This is a genomic window from Nocardioides sp. InS609-2 (assembly GCF_023208195.1).
In the GTDB taxonomy this organism is placed as follows: domain Bacteria; phylum Actinomycetota; class Actinomycetes; order Propionibacteriales; family Nocardioidaceae; genus Nocardioides.
Window position 1 is genome coordinate 3504857 of the sequence record NZ_CP060034.1, and the last position, 13971, is coordinate 3518827.

General features: G+C 70.2%; 15 protein-coding genes. 8 read left to right on the plus strand and 7 right to left on the minus strand.

The window, feature by feature from the left end:
• Positions 1–73: 73 nt before the first annotated feature.
• The gene (locus H4Q84_RS18160) at positions 74–526 is read left to right on the plus strand and encodes a type II toxin-antitoxin system PemK/MazF family toxin (protein WP_248580478.1); all 453 of its coding nucleotides are present in this window, start codon (positions 74–76) and stop codon (positions 524–526) included.
• Positions 527–620: 94 nt separating this feature from the next.
• The gene (locus H4Q84_RS18165) at positions 621–2030 is read left to right on the plus strand and encodes an extracellular solute-binding protein (protein ID WP_248580479.1); all 1410 of its coding nucleotides are present in this window, start codon (positions 621–623) and stop codon (positions 2028–2030) included.
• Here H4Q84_RS18165 and H4Q84_RS18170 read toward each other — a convergent pair.
• Positions 1967–3310 carry a ribonuclease D gene (locus H4Q84_RS18170; protein ID WP_248580480.1) on the minus strand — a complete coding sequence of 448 codons (1344 nt, stop codon included), beginning with the start codon at positions 3308–3310 and terminating at the stop codon, positions 1967–1969. The genes H4Q84_RS18165 and H4Q84_RS18170 overlap by 64 nt on opposite strands.
• Before the next feature lie 4 nt (positions 3311–3314).
• Positions 3315–3944, minus strand: coding sequence for a DUF3000 domain-containing protein (locus H4Q84_RS18175; protein WP_248580481.1), 630 nt, complete (start codon positions 3942–3944; stop codon positions 3315–3317).
• Positions 3945–4014: 70 nt separating this feature from the next.
• Between H4Q84_RS18175 and hemE the strand changes: the two genes are divergently transcribed.
• Positions 4015–5070, plus strand: a complete 1056-nt coding sequence (gene hemE, locus H4Q84_RS18180) for a uroporphyrinogen decarboxylase (protein ID WP_248580482.1) — start codon at positions 4015–4017, stop codon at positions 5068–5070.
• Between the two features lie 15 nt (positions 5071–5085).
• On the opposite strand, the gene H4Q84_RS18185 is transcribed toward hemE, so the two are convergent.
• On the minus strand, positions 5086–5544 hold the full coding sequence (locus H4Q84_RS18185; RefSeq protein ID WP_248580483.1) for a carboxymuconolactone decarboxylase family protein: 459 nt from the start codon (positions 5542–5544) through the stop codon (positions 5086–5088).
• 83 nt (positions 5545–5627) lie between these two features.
• Here H4Q84_RS18185 and H4Q84_RS18190 point away from each other — a divergent pair, with 83 nt between their 5' ends.
• The gene (locus tag H4Q84_RS18190; RefSeq protein ID WP_248580484.1) at positions 5628–6512 is read left to right on the plus strand and encodes a sigma-70 family RNA polymerase sigma factor; all 885 of its coding nucleotides are present in this window, start codon (positions 5628–5630) and stop codon (positions 6510–6512) included.
• A 30-nt stretch (positions 6513–6542) separates the two neighbouring features.
• Here the strand turns inward: H4Q84_RS18190 and H4Q84_RS18195 are convergent, their stop codons facing one another.
• Positions 6543–7487, minus strand: coding sequence for a DUF4349 domain-containing protein (locus tag H4Q84_RS18195; RefSeq protein WP_248580485.1), 945 nt, complete (start codon positions 7485–7487; stop codon positions 6543–6545).
• Between the two features lie 139 nt (positions 7488–7626).
• Between H4Q84_RS18195 and H4Q84_RS23230 the strand changes: the two genes are divergently transcribed.
• The 4 genes from H4Q84_RS23230 to H4Q84_RS18210 all read left to right on the plus strand — a co-directional run bounded on the left by H4Q84_RS23230 (position 7627) and on the right by H4Q84_RS18210 (position 10595).
• Positions 7627–7755: a hypothetical protein gene (locus H4Q84_RS23230; RefSeq protein ID WP_282580259.1), complete on the plus strand. Its 129-nt coding sequence runs from the start codon at positions 7627–7629 to the stop codon at positions 7753–7755.
• A gap of 20 nt (positions 7756–7775) precedes the next feature.
• Positions 7776–9128: a protoporphyrinogen oxidase gene (gene hemG, locus H4Q84_RS18200; protein WP_248580486.1), complete on the plus strand. Its 1353-nt coding sequence runs from the start codon at positions 7776–7778 to the stop codon at positions 9126–9128.
• Positions 9129–9132: 4 nt separating this feature from the next.
• Complete coding sequence (hemQ, locus tag H4Q84_RS18205; RefSeq protein WP_248580487.1) at positions 9133–9837, plus strand: hydrogen peroxide-dependent heme synthase; 705 nt, start codon at positions 9133–9135, stop codon at positions 9835–9837.
• Between the two features lie 86 nt (positions 9838–9923).
• Entirely contained in the window at positions 9924–10595 is a 672-nt protein-coding gene (locus H4Q84_RS18210) for a class I SAM-dependent methyltransferase (protein WP_248580488.1), read from the plus strand.
• Between the two features lie 238 nt (positions 10596–10833).
• Here the strand turns inward: H4Q84_RS18210 and msrB are convergent, their stop codons facing one another.
• The 3 genes from msrB to H4Q84_RS18225 are packed head-to-tail and all read right to left on the minus strand — an operon-like array spanning position 10834 to position 13967.
• On the minus strand, positions 10834–11232 hold the full coding sequence (gene msrB / locus H4Q84_RS18215) for a peptide-methionine (R)-S-oxide reductase MsrB (RefSeq protein ID WP_248580489.1): 399 nt from the start codon (positions 11230–11232) through the stop codon (positions 10834–10836).
• Between the two features lie 4 nt (positions 11233–11236).
• Positions 11237–12934, minus strand: coding sequence for a hypothetical protein (locus tag H4Q84_RS18220; RefSeq protein ID WP_248580490.1), 1698 nt, complete (start codon positions 12932–12934; stop codon positions 11237–11239).
• 1 nt (position 12935) lies between these two features.
• Entirely contained in the window at positions 12936–13967 is a 1032-nt protein-coding gene (locus tag H4Q84_RS18225; protein ID WP_248580491.1) for an NAD(P)-dependent oxidoreductase, read from the minus strand.
• Positions 13968–13971: the final 4 nt, after the last annotated feature.

Here is a 13971-nt window from a genome sequence, read left to right on the forward strand (position 1 = left end):
CGCTAAGAGCGGCCACGCGCCGTGAGGCGCTCCCGGTCCGGCGTACCCCACAACTCTTCCTAGACTGACTCCCATGTGGCGTCGTCTGATCTCCCGGCTGGTCCCCGATCGCACGCCTGTCACGCCTGGCACGGGTGTCGACTACGCACCGGAGGCCGACGGTCTGCCCGATCCGGGTGAGGTCGTCTGGGGCTGGGTCCCTTACGAGGACGACCCGCAGCAGGGCAAGGACCGGCCCGTGCTGCTGCTCGCCCACGACAGCTCCACGGACGGCGACGAGTGGCTCGGCCTGATGCTTTCCAGCCAGGACCACGACCGCGACGCGGCCGACGAGGCGTCGTACGGGCGGCACTGGATGGACGTCGGCGTCGGCGGCTGGGACCGCGAGGGCCGGCCGAGCGAGGTGCGCCTCGACCGGCTGATCCGTCTCGACGCGGCCTCGATCCGGCGCGAGGGTGCCGCGCTCGACCGCGACGTCTTCGAAGCCGTGGTGGCCGGGGCGCGGGCGTTCCACGACCTCACGTGAGCTTCCCCCGGCCGCAAGGAATAGGCATGCAGCGGCTACGCGTGGGTCGCTAGGGTGGACGCAGTCCCCCATCAGATCGAAGGAGCGCTTCCGCATGCATCGATGCCGCCCGGTCCGGGCTGCCGCCATCGGCTTGGTGGTCTGCCTGATCCCGGCGCTCGTGGCCTGCCAGGGCGGCAAAGCGGATCCGCCCGCGTCCTCCGACGAGCCGTCGTCGGGCTCCAGTTCTGCGGCGACGGAGGCGGAGCCGGTGACGCTCGGCGTCTACGGGCATGAGGAAGAGCTCGACGCGTACAGGTCGGTCGTGGACGACTACAACGCGACCTCCCAGACCGGTCAGGTCGAGCTGGAGTCGTGGCGTGACCACGCCACGGCGCTCAAGGGCATCGAGGACGGCGACGAGCCGGACGTCTTCATGGTCTCGCGCCGCGACCTGCCCGGTCTGCTGGCGCGCGACGCCCTGCGGCCCGTCGACGAGCTGCTCGACGAGCGCGGCGTCGACTTCGGGGACGGCTTTTCCCGCGACGCCGTACAGGCGTTCGGCATCGACTCGCGACTCCAGTGCATGGCCTACTCGGTCTCGCCGGTGGTGATGTACATCAACACCGACCTCGTCGACTTCGACAAGATGAAGCGGCGCGGGCTCAACATCCCCACGCGGGATCCCCGCGACTTCTGGAATCTCGCCGAGTTCACCGCGGCGGCGGAGTTCGCCTCACGGCCGGCCCGCGGCACCCGCGGCTTCTACGTCGAGCCGAGCCTGCGTGGCCTCGCGCCGTACATCTACTCCGGCGGCGGCCAGGTCTTCGACGACGATGACGACCCGAAGTCACTGGCCTTCTCCGACGGTGACACCCGCGGCGCCCTCGAGCGCAGCCTCGCGGTCCTGCGCGACGCCCAGATGACGCTCACCGACCAGCAGCTCGCGAAGGCGACGCCGCTGGAGTGGTTCGAGCGCGGCAAGCTCGGCATCCTCGCCGGCGAGCGCGACCTTGTGCCGCGGTTGCGCGGCGTGACGGAGCTCCCGTTCGACGTGATCTCGATGCCGGTGCTTGACTCTCCGGCCACCGTGGGCGACACCACCGGGCTGTGCATGTCCGCCGACGCCGAGGACCCGCAGGCCGCTGCCGACGTGATCGCCGACCTGGTGTCCGACGAGGCGACCGAGAAAGTGGTTGCGGCCGGCTTCATGGTGCCGGCCAACAGCTCGGTCGCCGGGTCCGAGGTCTTCCTGCAGCCCAACCGCGAGCCGGTCTCGTCCTTCGTCTTCACCGCCTCGATCCGCGGCATGGTCATCCCCCCGCTGCTCGACAACGGCCAGGAGCTCGAAGAGGCAGAGGCCGACCTGATCCACCAGCTGCTGACCTTGCCCGGCCAGCTCGACCTCGACGGGGTCACCGACCAGATCGACGAGGTCTCGCGACCGATCCTCGACCCCGACTACGTGCCGGAGACCGAGTCGCCCTCGCCGTCGGACCCGACGTCGTCGGAGTCGTCCGACTGACTCCGCTCGTCGGCGCCGAGCACCGCGTCGACCAGGGGTGGGGTGACCAGGTCCGTCTGCCACGGCCGGGCGCCGTACGACGACAGCTGGGCCGCGAGCGCATCGGCCAGCTGACCGGCGTCGCGAGTGGATGGCGGCGCCCACATGGCGCGGCGCAGGTAGTCGGGGGTGAGCAGGTTCTCGACCGGCACCGCGAGCTCTTCGGAGATCGCCAGCATCGCGGCGCGCGCGAGCTGGAAACGAACGGCGGCGACCGGGTCATGCTCGGCCCAGGTGCGCGGGTGCGGCGGGCCGTCGCTACGGGGCGCCTTGGCGGGCAGGTCGCCCTCGGCCATCGCGAAGACCTCGTCGAGCGCAGTCAGCCACTGCCGGGAGTAACGCTCCGCGCCCCGGCCGTGGAACCCCTTGGTGCCCAGCAGGGCACCCTTCTCGGTGGGCATCGCGGTGGCGGCGGCGACGATCGCGGCGTCGGGAATGATCCGGCCCGGCGTCACGTCGCGCTCGGCCGCGATGCGGTCGCGCGCCTCCCACATCGCCCGGGCGGCACCGAGGGCTCGACGTCCGCGGAGGCGGTGCACGCCGCTCGTGCGGCGCCAGGCGTCGACGCGGACGGCCGGCTCGAAGCTGAGCAGGTGGTCGAACTCCTGCCGGGCCCACTCGGTCTTGCCGGCTTCCTCGAGCTTCTCGATCATGTGGTCGCGCAGCTCGAGGAGCACTTCCACGTCGAGCGCGGCGTACTCGAGCCAAGCTGTCGGCAGCGGCCGGGTCGACCAGTCGGCGGCGGAGTGCTCCTTGCGCATCCGCTGGCCGAGGATCTCCTCGACCAGGGTCGCGAGGCCGACGCGCGGGTAGCCCAGCAGCCGACCGGCGAGCTCGGTGTCGAAGAGCGCGGCCGGCTCGAGGCCGACCTCGCGCAGGCAGGGCAGGTCCTGGGTGGCGGCGTGCAGGATCCACTCCGCGCCGGTGAGTGTGCCCTGCAGCATCGGCAGGTGGGAGTCGAAGGCGATCGGGTCGATCAGCCAGCTGCCGGCACCCTCGCGGCGCAGCTGGATCAGATAGGCGCGGGCGGAGTAGCGGTAGCCCGAGGCGCGCTCGGCGTCGATCGCGACGGGTCCGGTGGCGGTGGCCAGAGCGGCGCAGGCTTCCTCGAGGAGCTCGGGGGTGTCGACGATCGGGGTCAGGCCGTCGCGCAGGAGCAGCAGTGGAGCCGGAGGGACCTCGGGAGTCTCGTCGGTCTCGACGGACTCGTCGGGGTCTTCGATTGTCGGCTCGGGGGGCATGAGGTCAGCGGCCGCGCTGCCCGCGTCGGCTCGGCATGGCGGTCACGCCCTCGGGCACGGGGGGCAGGCCTACCGCCGTACAGAGGAGCTCGCCCCAGGCTTCGACGTGGGGGGTGAGGTCGGGCGGGCCGCCGACGGAGGCGTCCGGCGCGACGGGGGTCCAGGACGCGCGGATCTCGACCTGCGCGGTGCCCTCTTCGTCGGACATGCCACCGAAGCTCTCGGTGGCGACCCGGGTGACGGTGCCGGAGGCGGCCGTCCACTGGGCGCCGTGCGCGTCGAGCGCCTCGGTCAGCCAGGTCCAGCCGACCGCAGCCAGCATCGGGTCGGTGATCAGCTCGGGGTCGATGTCGGCTCGGGCGTAGGCCACGCACCGGAACGTGCCCTGCCAGGCGTCGTTGCCGGCCGGGTCGTGGAGCAGGATGATGCGGCCGGTGCCGAGGTCGACGTCATCGACGGTGACGTCGGCGCTGAGCGCGAAGGAGTGCGGGGCGATGCGCTGCGGTGCCGGCATCTCCTCGCAGAAGACCTCCGGCCGGAGGGGCGCCGCGCGCATCGCGGCAACCGCCGCCAGGAACTCCGGGGGTGGGGAACCCGCGCCCGTGCCCGGGCGTGTCTCTTCACGGACAGCCATGAGCCAACAGTAGGTCGCGGGGCCAGCCGTCGATGTGCCAACACGCCGCCTGACCTGCGAGGATTCGAGGGTGAGTCCGTCGCCTGCTGCCGCTGACAGTGTCCTGCTCCGCGCCGCCCGGGGTGAGCCCGTCTCGCACACGCCCGTGTGGTTCATGCGTCAGGCCGGTCGCTCGCTGCCGGAGTACCTCAAGGCGCGCGAGGGCGTCGCCATGCTCGACTCGTGCATGGATCCCGAGCTCGTCGTCGAGATCACTCTGCAGCCCGTCCGCCGGTACGGCGTCGACGCGGCCATCTTCTTCTCCGACATCGTGCTCCCGCTCAAGGCGGTCGGTGTCGACCTCGACATCGTGCCCGGGGTCGGACCCGTCGTCGCCTCGCCCGTGCGCACCCTCGCCGACGTCGAGACGATCCCCGACCTGACCCCTGACCACGTCCCCTTCATCACCCAGGCCGTGCAGGGGCTGGTGGGCGAGCTTGGCGCGACGCCGCTGATCGGGTTCGCCGGCGCCCCGTTCACCGTCGCGTCGTACCTCGTCGAGGGTGGCCCGTCTAAGGAGCACGCGAAGACCAAGGCGATGATGTTCGGTGCTCCCGAGGTGTGGGACGCGCTGATGCGCAAGATCGCGGGCATCTCCGCGGCCTACCTGAAGGTGCAGGTCGACGCCGGTGCCTCCGCCGTACAGCTCTTCGACTCGTGGGCCGGAGCGCTCACCCCCGCCGACTACGCCGAGCACGTGATGCCGCACTCCGCGCGGGTGCTGGCCGCGGCCGGTGAGCTCAATGTGCCGCGCATCCACTTCGGTGTCGGCACCACCAACCTGCTCGGTCTGATGGGCGACGCCGGAGCCGACGTCGTCGGCGTCGACTGGCGTACCCCGCTCGCCGACGCGCTGCCGCTGGTCGGCGACAAGGTCGTGCAGGGCAACCTCGACCCGACTCTGGTCTTCGCGCCGACCGACGTGATGCTGGCTCGCGCCGGCGAGATCATCGACGCCGGCCGGGCCGCCAAGGGCCACATCTTCAACCTCGGCCACGGCGTCATCCCGTCGACCGATCCCGACCAGCTGGCCCGGCTGACGGAGTTCGTGCAGAGCTACCCGCTCACCGGACTGACCGGCCAGTAGATGAGAGTGGGTTCGTCACCCGACCCACTCACCTGCGACCTGGCGGGTAGCGACGTTGAGGCGGTTCCACATGTTGACGGCGGCGATCGAGAGCGTGAGGGACGCGAGCTCCGACTCGTCGTAGTGGCGCGCGGCCTCATCCCAGACATCGTCCGGGACGGCGTCCGACGTGTCGGACAGACGGGTGATCGACTCGGCGAGGGCCAGCGCGCTCCGCTCCGCGTCCGAGTAGTACGGCGTCTCCCGCCACGCCGCGACCGAGAAGATCCGCTCGTCCGACTCGCCGGCCTTGCGCAGCTCGCGGGCGTGCAGGTCCACGCAGACACCGCAGGCGTTGATCTGGCTCGCCCTCAGGTGCACCAGGTAGTGCGTCTCCTGCGGGACGCTGCCCTGGTGGGCCACTTTGCCCAGTGCCAGCAGTGCTTTCATCGCGTCGGGGACGACGATCGCGGGGTTGCCGATTCGTGCCTTCATGATGTTCTCCTCTTCGTTGTGTCACATCGGTCGGGGGTGGTTCGTCAGCGCTATGACGGACCCAGACGAAGGAATGTGACCGAATGACCGACGAACAATTTCTGGCTGAGCGGTTCGAGGAGAAGAGGAGCCACCTTCGGGCGGTCGCCTATCGGATGCTCGGTTCGCTGTGCGAGGCCGACGACGCCGTCCAGGAGGCCTGGCTGCGACTTAGCCGCTCCGACACCAGCGCGGTCGACAACCTGGGCGGTTGGCTGACGACCGTCGTCGCCCGGGTGTGCCTGGACGCCCTGCGGTCCCGCACGTCGCGTGGGGAGCAGCCGTACGACGTGCACGTGCCGGACCCGGTCGTGAGTCCGGAGTCCGGCAGCGACCCCGAGCACCAGGCGCTGCTCGCCGACTCCGTCGGACTTGCCCTGCTCGTCGTGCTGGACTCGCTGACGCCCGCGGAGCGTCTCGCGTTCGTGCTGCACGACGTGTTCGCCGTACCTTTCGACGACATTGCACCGATCGTGGGCCGCTCCTCCGCTGCCACCCGACAGCTGGCGAGTCGGGCGCGGCGGCGGGTCCAAGGGCAGGCAACCGCTCCCGCCGACCCGCTTCCCCGGCAGCGCGAGGTCGTCACCGCCTTCTACGCCGCAGTCCGTGCGGGTGACTTCGAGGCCCTGGTGGCCGTCCTCGACCCGGACGTCGTGCTGCGCGCGGACACGGGATCCGGCAGCATCGGGGTCTCGAAGCTGCTGAAGGGCGCGCGGGCCGTGGCCGAGTCGGCCATGACGTTCGCACGGTACGCGCGCTTCGGCCGCCCGGTCCTGGTCAACGGGGCAGCCGGGATCGTCACGATCATGGACGGCCGACCACTGTCGGTGATGGGGTTCACGGTCTCCGGCGGCCAGATCACTGGCATCGACATCCTCGCGGACCCGGAGCGGCTGGGTCGCCTCGACCTTGCCTTGCTCGACGAGTGACTGTTCGTCGGAAGCGAGACCTCCTGGCTCCTAGCTCGTCTCCGCGGTCGTCTGCCGCGGCGTACGACGGGCGGCGTACCTGCGCAGGACCAGGAAGAGCGGGGTGCCCAGCAGGGCGAGGACGACCGCGAATGGGAGCAGGGCGCCGGTGACGGTGGCGAGGCCCGCACCGAAGGTGGCCAGCGCCGACCAGCCGCCCTCGAGGCCTGCGACGAAGCCGGCCGGGTCGTCGTCCTTGCGGGGCTTCGTGGTCCCCTCGCGGTCGATGTGGACGGTGATCGTCGACATGCTCGTCTGGTCGGAGAGGTAGGCCTGCTGCTGCTTGAGTGAGTCGAGGTCGGCCTGGCGGCGGGTGAGCTCGGCCTCGACGGCGACGACGTCGCGCAGCGAGCCGGCACTGTCGAGCAGCACCTCGATGCGGCGCAGGCTGCGCTCCTGAGCGCGGATCCGGACGTCGGTGTCGATGACCTGTGTGGTGACGTCCTCGGCGGTGCGGCTGGCGTTCTCGAGGGTGCCTGCCTTCTCGAGGTCGGTCATGGTCTCGCTGAAGTCCTCGCTGGGCACGCGCAGCTCGAGTCGTGACCAGGTCATCTCGCCGTCGTCGCTGGTCTGGGTCTCCTCCCCGGTGATCTCGCCCTGGCGGGTGTCGATGATCTTCTGCACCTCGTTACGTGTGCCCTGCACGTCCTTGCTGCTCAGCGAGACGGTGCCGACCGAGATGATCGAACGCTCCTGCAGGGCGGCCCGGGCAGGGGTGCCGGCCTTCTGGCCGTTGACCGAGCCACTGTCGCTGTCGCCCCCGCCCTCATCGGACGGCATGTCGAGCAAGTCCTGCTGCCCGGAGGCCGGGGCTTCGGCGGATTCGGAGGACGTGGCGCCGCTGTCGTTCCCGGAGGAGCTGCAGCCCGACAGGCCGACTGTCAGTGCGATCGCGATGCCGGCGAGCAGGGCCGGTGCCCGGGGTGAGGTCAACATGTGGCTGGGACGCCACGGGGGAGGGGCCGGTTCCCGCGGTCCGTCGGGTGCGGCGGCTTGCAACCCGATCGTAATATGAGCAATCTGATTGACTTAGCGAATCACATTGGCTGGTCGTCGGCGGAGGCCACGGGGTGGTGTGTACGGGCTGGTCTCGTTGCTGAGCGCGCGCGCCCCGCCGGAGACGCTGGGCCGTGACCTCGACCAGGTCGAGGAGGGCGGCCAGCTGGCCTTCGACGAGTGGATCCCGGAGCCCGCTGTCACCTGAGCTGTGCGAGGCTGGCCGGCGTGACTGCCGACCGACTGCGCATCGTCGTGGTCGGTGGTGGGATCGCCGGCCTGACCGCCGCCCACCTGCTGGGCGCCGACCATGACGTGCTGCTACTCGAGGGGTCGCCGGTCGTCGGCGGGAAGCTGCGGCTGGCCGAGGTCGCCGGAGTGACGGTCGACGTCGGCGCCGAGGCGATGCTGAACCGCCGCCCCGAAGGCGTCGAGCTGGCCCGCGAGCTCGGACTGCCCGTCGTACACCCCACCAGCGCGACGTCGCGGGTCTGGAGCCGCGGTGAGCTGCGGCCGCTGCCACGGTCACTAATGGGGGTGCCGTTCGACCTGGACGAGCTGGCCGCCTCGGGCGTGCTGTCGGCCGACGGCCTGGCCCGCGCCCGCGCCGAGGTCGTCACACCGTGGAGCGGCGACGATGTCTCCGTCGGTGACCTGGTCGCCGCGCGCCTCGGCGACGAGGTCGTCGACCGGCTGGTCGAGCCGCTGCTGGGTGGTGTGTACGCCGGCCGCGCGTTCGAGATCTCCGTCCTCGCCGCCATGCCCCAGCTGGCCGCGATGGCCGGCCGTGGGTCGCTGACCGAGCAAGCCGCCGCGATCGTCGCGTCCGACGTCCCCGTCTTCGCGGGCATCGAGGGGGGCATGGGGCTCCTGCCTCGGGCACTGGTCGACAGTGGCCGGTTCGTGGTCCGAACGCACGCTACGGTGCGCGAGCTGCGGCGTACGGCCTCGGGCTTCGAGCTCACCGTCGGCTCGACCCGCGACGCCGAGACGGTGCTTGCCGACCGGGTCGTGCTGGCCACGCCGTCGGCGCCGACGGCACGGCTGCTGGCGGAGCTCGCCCCCGACGCGGCCGCAGAGCTCGCCGCGATCGAGATGGCGTCGGTCGCCGTGGTGACGCTGGCCTTCCACGCGGCCGACCTGCCCGACCTCGCCGCCCGGTCGGGCTTCCTGGTGCCGCCAGTCGAGCAGCGCCACATCAAGGCGTCGACGTTCTCGTTCGCGAAGTGGGACTGGGTGCGGGACACCGGCAACGGCGTGCTCCTGCTGCGCACCTCGCTGGGTCGGCACCGCGACGAGGCTGCGCTGCAGGCCCCCGACGCCGATCTGGTGGCGGGCTCGCTCGCCGATCTCCGCGAGATTGCCGGTATCGACGCAAGGCCGGTCGACACTCACGTACAGCGCTGGGGCGGCGCGCTGCCGCAGTACGCCGTGGGCCACGTCGGCCGGGTGGTCCGGATCCGCGCGGCCCTCGACGGCACCGGGGTCGTGGTCTGTGGAGCGACGTACGACGGGGTCGGCATCCCCGCCGTCATCGGGTCCGCCCGCCTCGCGGCGCTCATGGTCCACGCGGCAGAATGAGGGCATGAGCGACCAGAGCAACGCCTCCCGCATCAACGAGCTCAATGCGACCATCCGCTACACGATGTGGTCGGTGTTCCGGTTGCGTGACCTCATCGGCGACAGCGACCGCGCGTCCGAGTCGGCCGAGGTCGAGACCCTCTTCTCCAAGCTGGCCGGCGAGGACGTCGTCGTCCGCGGCACCTACGACGTCGCCGGCCTGCGCGCCGACGCCGACCTGATGATCTGGTGGCACGCGGAGACGAGCGAGGCCCTCCAGGACGCCTACCACCGCTTCAGGAGTACGACGTTCGGTCGTCGCCTCGACCCGGTCTGGTCGCAGCTCGCCCTGCACCGGCCGGCGGAGTTCAACAAGAGCCACGTGCCGGCATTCCTCGACAACGAGGAGCCCAAGGCGCACATCTGCGTCTACCCGTTCGTGCGCTCCTACGAGTGGTACCTCCTCGATGACGCCGAGCGCCGCGCGATGCTGGCCGAGCACGGCAAGATGGCGCGCGACTACCCCGACGTCCGCGCCAACACGGTCGCGAGCTTCGCCCTCGGCGACTACGAGTGGATGCTGGCCTTCGAGGCCGACGAGCTGTACCGCATCGTCGACCTGATGCGTCACCTGCGCGGCTCCGAGACCCGCCGCCACGTGCGCGAAGAGGTGCCGTTCTACACCGGCTCGCGCGCCAGCGTCGCCGACCTGGTGCAGCGGCTGCCCTGATGCCCGGCCGGCTGTCCGGGCTCGATGCCCGTGTCGTCGCGGGGTCGGACTGATCGGCCGAACGGCCCGCTGGCTAGGCTGCGCGGGTGACCTCGGAACCGGAAGAGCTCCGCGAGCTCTACGCCAACCGCTTCCACAACGAGGAGGCCCAGCGCCTCGACGTGTGGGAGGTGCTCTGCTCGCGCTTCTTCCAGAAGTGGGTGCCCGACGACGCGATCGTGCTCGACATCGCCGCGGGTCACTGCGAGTTCGTCAACAACATCAAGGCCAAGCGACGCATCGCGGTCGACCTCAATCCCGACGTCATCCACAAGGCCGGGCCGGGCGTCGAGGCCATCGTGACCCGCTCCGACGAGCTGGTCGGCATCGACGACGGGTCGATCGACCGGGTGTTCATCAGCAACTTCTTCGAGCACGTGCCGCGCGAGGTGATCGCGTCCACGCTGCTCGCCGTACGACGCGTGCTCAAGGCCGACGGCAAGCTGCTCGTGCTCCAGCCCAACGTGCGCTACTGCGCCAAGGACTACTGGATGTTCTTCGACCACATCACGCCGGTCGACGACCGGGCGCTCGTGGAGGCTTTCGCCGCCGCAGGCTTCGATGTCGAGCTGAACATCCCGCGGTTCCTGCCCTACACGACCAAGAGCCGGCTGCCGAGCGGCCCCGGACTGGTGAAGCTCTACCTCAAGGTGCCGCTCGCGTGGCGGGTGCTGGGCGCGCAGGCGTTCATGGTGGGCCGACCGGCCGCTGGTCGCTGAGGCCTGCGGTTTGGTCCCAAACCGCAGGTTCCGGCGCCGAAACGTGCGGTTGGTGACCAATGGAGGCAGCTCTCGGGCCGGTGTCATCGTCCGCCCGGGCTCCGGCCGAGTTGGCACCTATCGGGAGGTCGCCGACCCGTGGTCGGGAATCAACCCCCTCCATTGGGCAAGGACCGCATGGTTTTGGCCGATATCCATGCGGCTTTCGACCAATCGAGGGTGCCCAACAGTCCGCCGGCTACTCCTTGGGAGTCAGCTTCAGGCTCACCGAGTTGATGCAGAACCGGTCGCCCGTGGGGGTGCCGTGGCCGTCGGGGAAGACGTGGCCGAGGTGTGAGCCGCAGTTGGCGCAGCGCACCTCGACCCGCTTCATGCCGTGCGAGACGTCCTCGATGTAGTCGACCGTGTCGCTGATCGGCTGGTAGAAGCTCGGCCACCCGCACCCCGAGTGGAACTTCGTGTCGGAGGTGAACAGCTCCGAGCCGCACGCCTTGCACGAGTAGGTGCCGGTGGTGTCGGTGTCGGTGTACTCGCCGGTGAAGGCGCGCTCGGTGCCGGCCTGGCGGAGCACGGCGTACTCCTCGGCGCTCAGCTCCTGGCGCCACTGCTCGTCGGTCTTCTCCACGTCGTAAGCCATGCCCTCAGGATACGGGCGCGGTGTCTGGGGTCGGGCACACCGTGTAGGCGCCGGCCTTGTCGAAGCTGACCCGGAGCGTCGCATCGGGCACGCGCACCGCGATGTACAGAGGTTGTCCCGGCGTCACCCGCTGCACGTGGGGCAAGGTGCGCACCCCGTCGCGCAGCAGCTGCGTCGTGACGAAGTTGGCGTCGCCGGTGAGGGTGAACTGCGAGCCGTCGGCGGGGGAGTCGAGCTCGAACACGGCGCCCCGCCCGGACGCGACGTACCGCTCGCAATCAGGGCCGGCGTCGCCGGAGGCGACCAGCCCGCGCCCGGTCCGCAAGTCCCGTGCTTCGGGCAACCCGAAGGACGTGCCGCCGACGCCGACGTTGACCAGCGACTGTCCTTCGAGCTCCGTACGCCCGCTGACAGGGTTCGGTGGCAGTGCGGCGCGCGCCTCGGGTGAGTCGAGCAGTGCGACGGTGATGTCGGGCTGGTACGTCGGGAAGGGCTGCTCGGTGAGCACCGGGCCGTCGTCCGTGATGACCGCCTGGATGCCGCGCAGCTGCCGCTGGAGATCGGGCGCCAGGTCGAGACGGCTCTCGACGAACGCGTGCTGGAGGCCGATGCCCTGGACGACGTAGCCGAGGCCCACCAGCGTGGCCAGCAGCGCAGCGACCCAGCCAGGACCCTGCAACCGACCTCTCAGCCAGCCACACGCGACTGCGAAAGACGGCAGGAGCAGGGCAACGGTGAGGTAGGCGTACCGCTCTTCCGTCGCCTGCTCCACCCCCATGCCCACGCGGGACCAGGCCTGGAGGAGGAACTGGAAGAGCGCGGTGGCCACCCCGGCGATCGCCAGTGCCCGCACGCCAGGACTGACGTCACGGATGACGAACGGGGTGACGACGAGGACGACGAGCAGCACCGGCCCCGACCCGTCGATGCCGGAAGCTCGCTCGACCGACGCCACGAGGCCGGTCCAGACGTAGCTGGGCACCTGGAGGTAGACCTCCTTGTCGGCGAAGGAGGCGCTCGCCGCGGTGTGGCCGATGGCGGCGTACCAGCCGAGGAAGACGAGGGTCGGGCCCGCGCCCACCGCGATCGCACTGCGGATGCCGTTGGTGAGGGCGACGAAGACCACGACGAGCACCACTGACGCGATGCCCACGCCGGAGCACATCAGGGCCAGTACGAGGCACACTCCTGCGACCACGACCCCCTTGACGCTGGCCGGAAAGCGAAGCCATGCCAGCACCGCCGACATCGCGAACATCAACGGGGCGACGAAGGCGATCTGGAAGTCCCACAGGGTGTTGTCGGCCCCACCCCCGAAGAACGCGAGAGCGAGGGCGGCTACGAGGGCCGGACCGCGATGCGAGCCCAGTCGCACGAGTACGACGTAGGTCAGGGCCGACAGTGCGAGGTGGGCGAGGATGACCGGCAGCGCGTACGGCAGGTACTGGTCGAGGCCGAAGACCGCGAAGAGCCCGCGGTAGAGCAGGATCGGCAGGGTGGTCCAGTGCTCGTTGTGAGGCGCGAAGAGGTCGAGGTCGGTGCCCTCCACGCTGCCGCGGGTGAGCAGGAAGGCCCAGTCGTCGCCGAAGAAATAGAGCCGTCGGGCGAAGGTGACCAGGATCGCTCCCGCGACAGCCAGGCCGGTGAGGAGAACAGCCGCGTACAGCCGCCCCTCACCAGCCGGGGTCAGCCGACGAGCCACGTCACAGACGCCCGTCGGCAACCGCCTGGGTCACCCACGGGATGACCTCGTCGAGCATCACGTCGAGTGACGTGCTGCACTCGAAGCCGAGCACGTCCTTGGCCTTCTGCACGTCGGGGACGCGCTTCTGGACGTCGTACTCGTAGGCCTCGTCGCTGACCAGGGTGAGCGGGGCGTCGCCCTTGATCTTGCGCCAGATGACGTCGGCGAGCTCGCGCACGCTGGTGGACTCTGGCGTGGAGATGTTGAAGTCCTGGTTGTAGGCGGCCTCCTGCGACATGCACTCGACGATGCCCCTCGCGAGGTCGCCGCCGTAGGTGTAGTGCCGGACCTGGTTGCCCTCGCCGAGGATGTGGAGCGGGTCCTGGCCCTTGACGATCTTCTGCACGATGTCGGGCACGACGTGGCTCATCGCGAGCTTGACGTTGCCCGAGGAGACCTCGACGTCGCCGAGCGCACGGCCCTCGCCGATGCCGACGCAGTTGAACGGGCGGACGATCGTGTAGGGCAGTTTGTACTGGTCCCAGGCGGCCTTGGCGAAGTACTCCACGGCCAGCTTCTGGAAGCCGTACGACGACAGCGGCGGCGGGATCTTCCGCTCGTCGCCCTCCTTGGAGGGCCAGTGCTCGGTCGACTCGAAGACCATCGACGACGACAGGTAGGTGACCTTCTTCAGCTTGCCGCTGCGCGCGGCGGCGATGGCGGCATCGCACTGCGAGGCCATGATCCGCTCGTTCTGCGCGAGCAGGTCGTAGGCGTAGGCGTGGAAGTAGGAGATGCCGCCGATCAGCGCGGCCCCGGCGATGAGGTGGTCGCAGTCGGCGAGCAGCTTCTCCATCAGGATCGGGTCGCGCGCGTCACCCTCGGTGAAGTCGTAGTCGGGGTGGTTGTCGTAGGACTTCTCGACGGGCCCGTACTTGGAGTAGTTGTCGATGCCGACGACCTTGTAGCCGCGGCCGAGGAGCTCCTCGACGACGTAGCCGCCGATGAAGCCGGCCGAGCCGGAGACGAGGACCTTCTGCAGCTCTGACATGAGG

Bases quoted from the DNA above. Each gene is read 5' to 3' on its own strand.
- H4Q84_RS18160 (WP_248580478.1), top strand. From the start codon at position 74: ATGTGGCGTCGTCTGATCTCCCGGCTGGTCCCCGATCGCACGCCTGTC.
- H4Q84_RS18165 (WP_248580479.1), top strand. From the start codon at position 621: ATGCATCGATGCCGCCCGGTCCGGGCTGCCGCCATCGGCTTGGTGGTC.
- H4Q84_RS18170 (WP_248580480.1), bottom strand. From the start codon at position 3,310: ATGCCCCCCGAGCCGACAATCGAAGACCCCGACGAGTCCGTCGAGACC.
- H4Q84_RS18175 (WP_248580481.1), bottom strand. From the start codon at position 3,944: ATGGCTGTCCGTGAAGAGACACGCCCGGGCACGGGCGCGGGTTCCCCA.
- H4Q84_RS18185 (WP_248580483.1), bottom strand. From the start codon at position 5,544: ATGAAGGCACGAATCGGCAACCCCGCGATCGTCGTCCCCGACGCGATG.
- H4Q84_RS18190 (WP_248580484.1), top strand. From the start codon at position 5,628: ATGACCGACGAACAATTTCTGGCTGAGCGGTTCGAGGAGAAGAGGAGC.
- H4Q84_RS18195 (WP_248580485.1), bottom strand. From the start codon at position 7,487: ATGTTGACCTCACCCCGGGCACCGGCCCTGCTCGCCGGCATCGCGATC.
- hemQ (WP_248580487.1), top strand. From the start codon at position 9,133: ATGAGCGACCAGAGCAACGCCTCCCGCATCAACGAGCTCAATGCGACC.
- msrB (WP_248580489.1), bottom strand. From the start codon at position 11,232: ATGGCTTACGACGTGGAGAAGACCGACGAGCAGTGGCGCCAGGAGCTG.
- H4Q84_RS18225 (WP_248580491.1), bottom strand. From the start codon at position 13,967: ATGTCAGAGCTGCAGAAGGTCCTCGTCTCCGGCTCGGCCGGCTTCATC.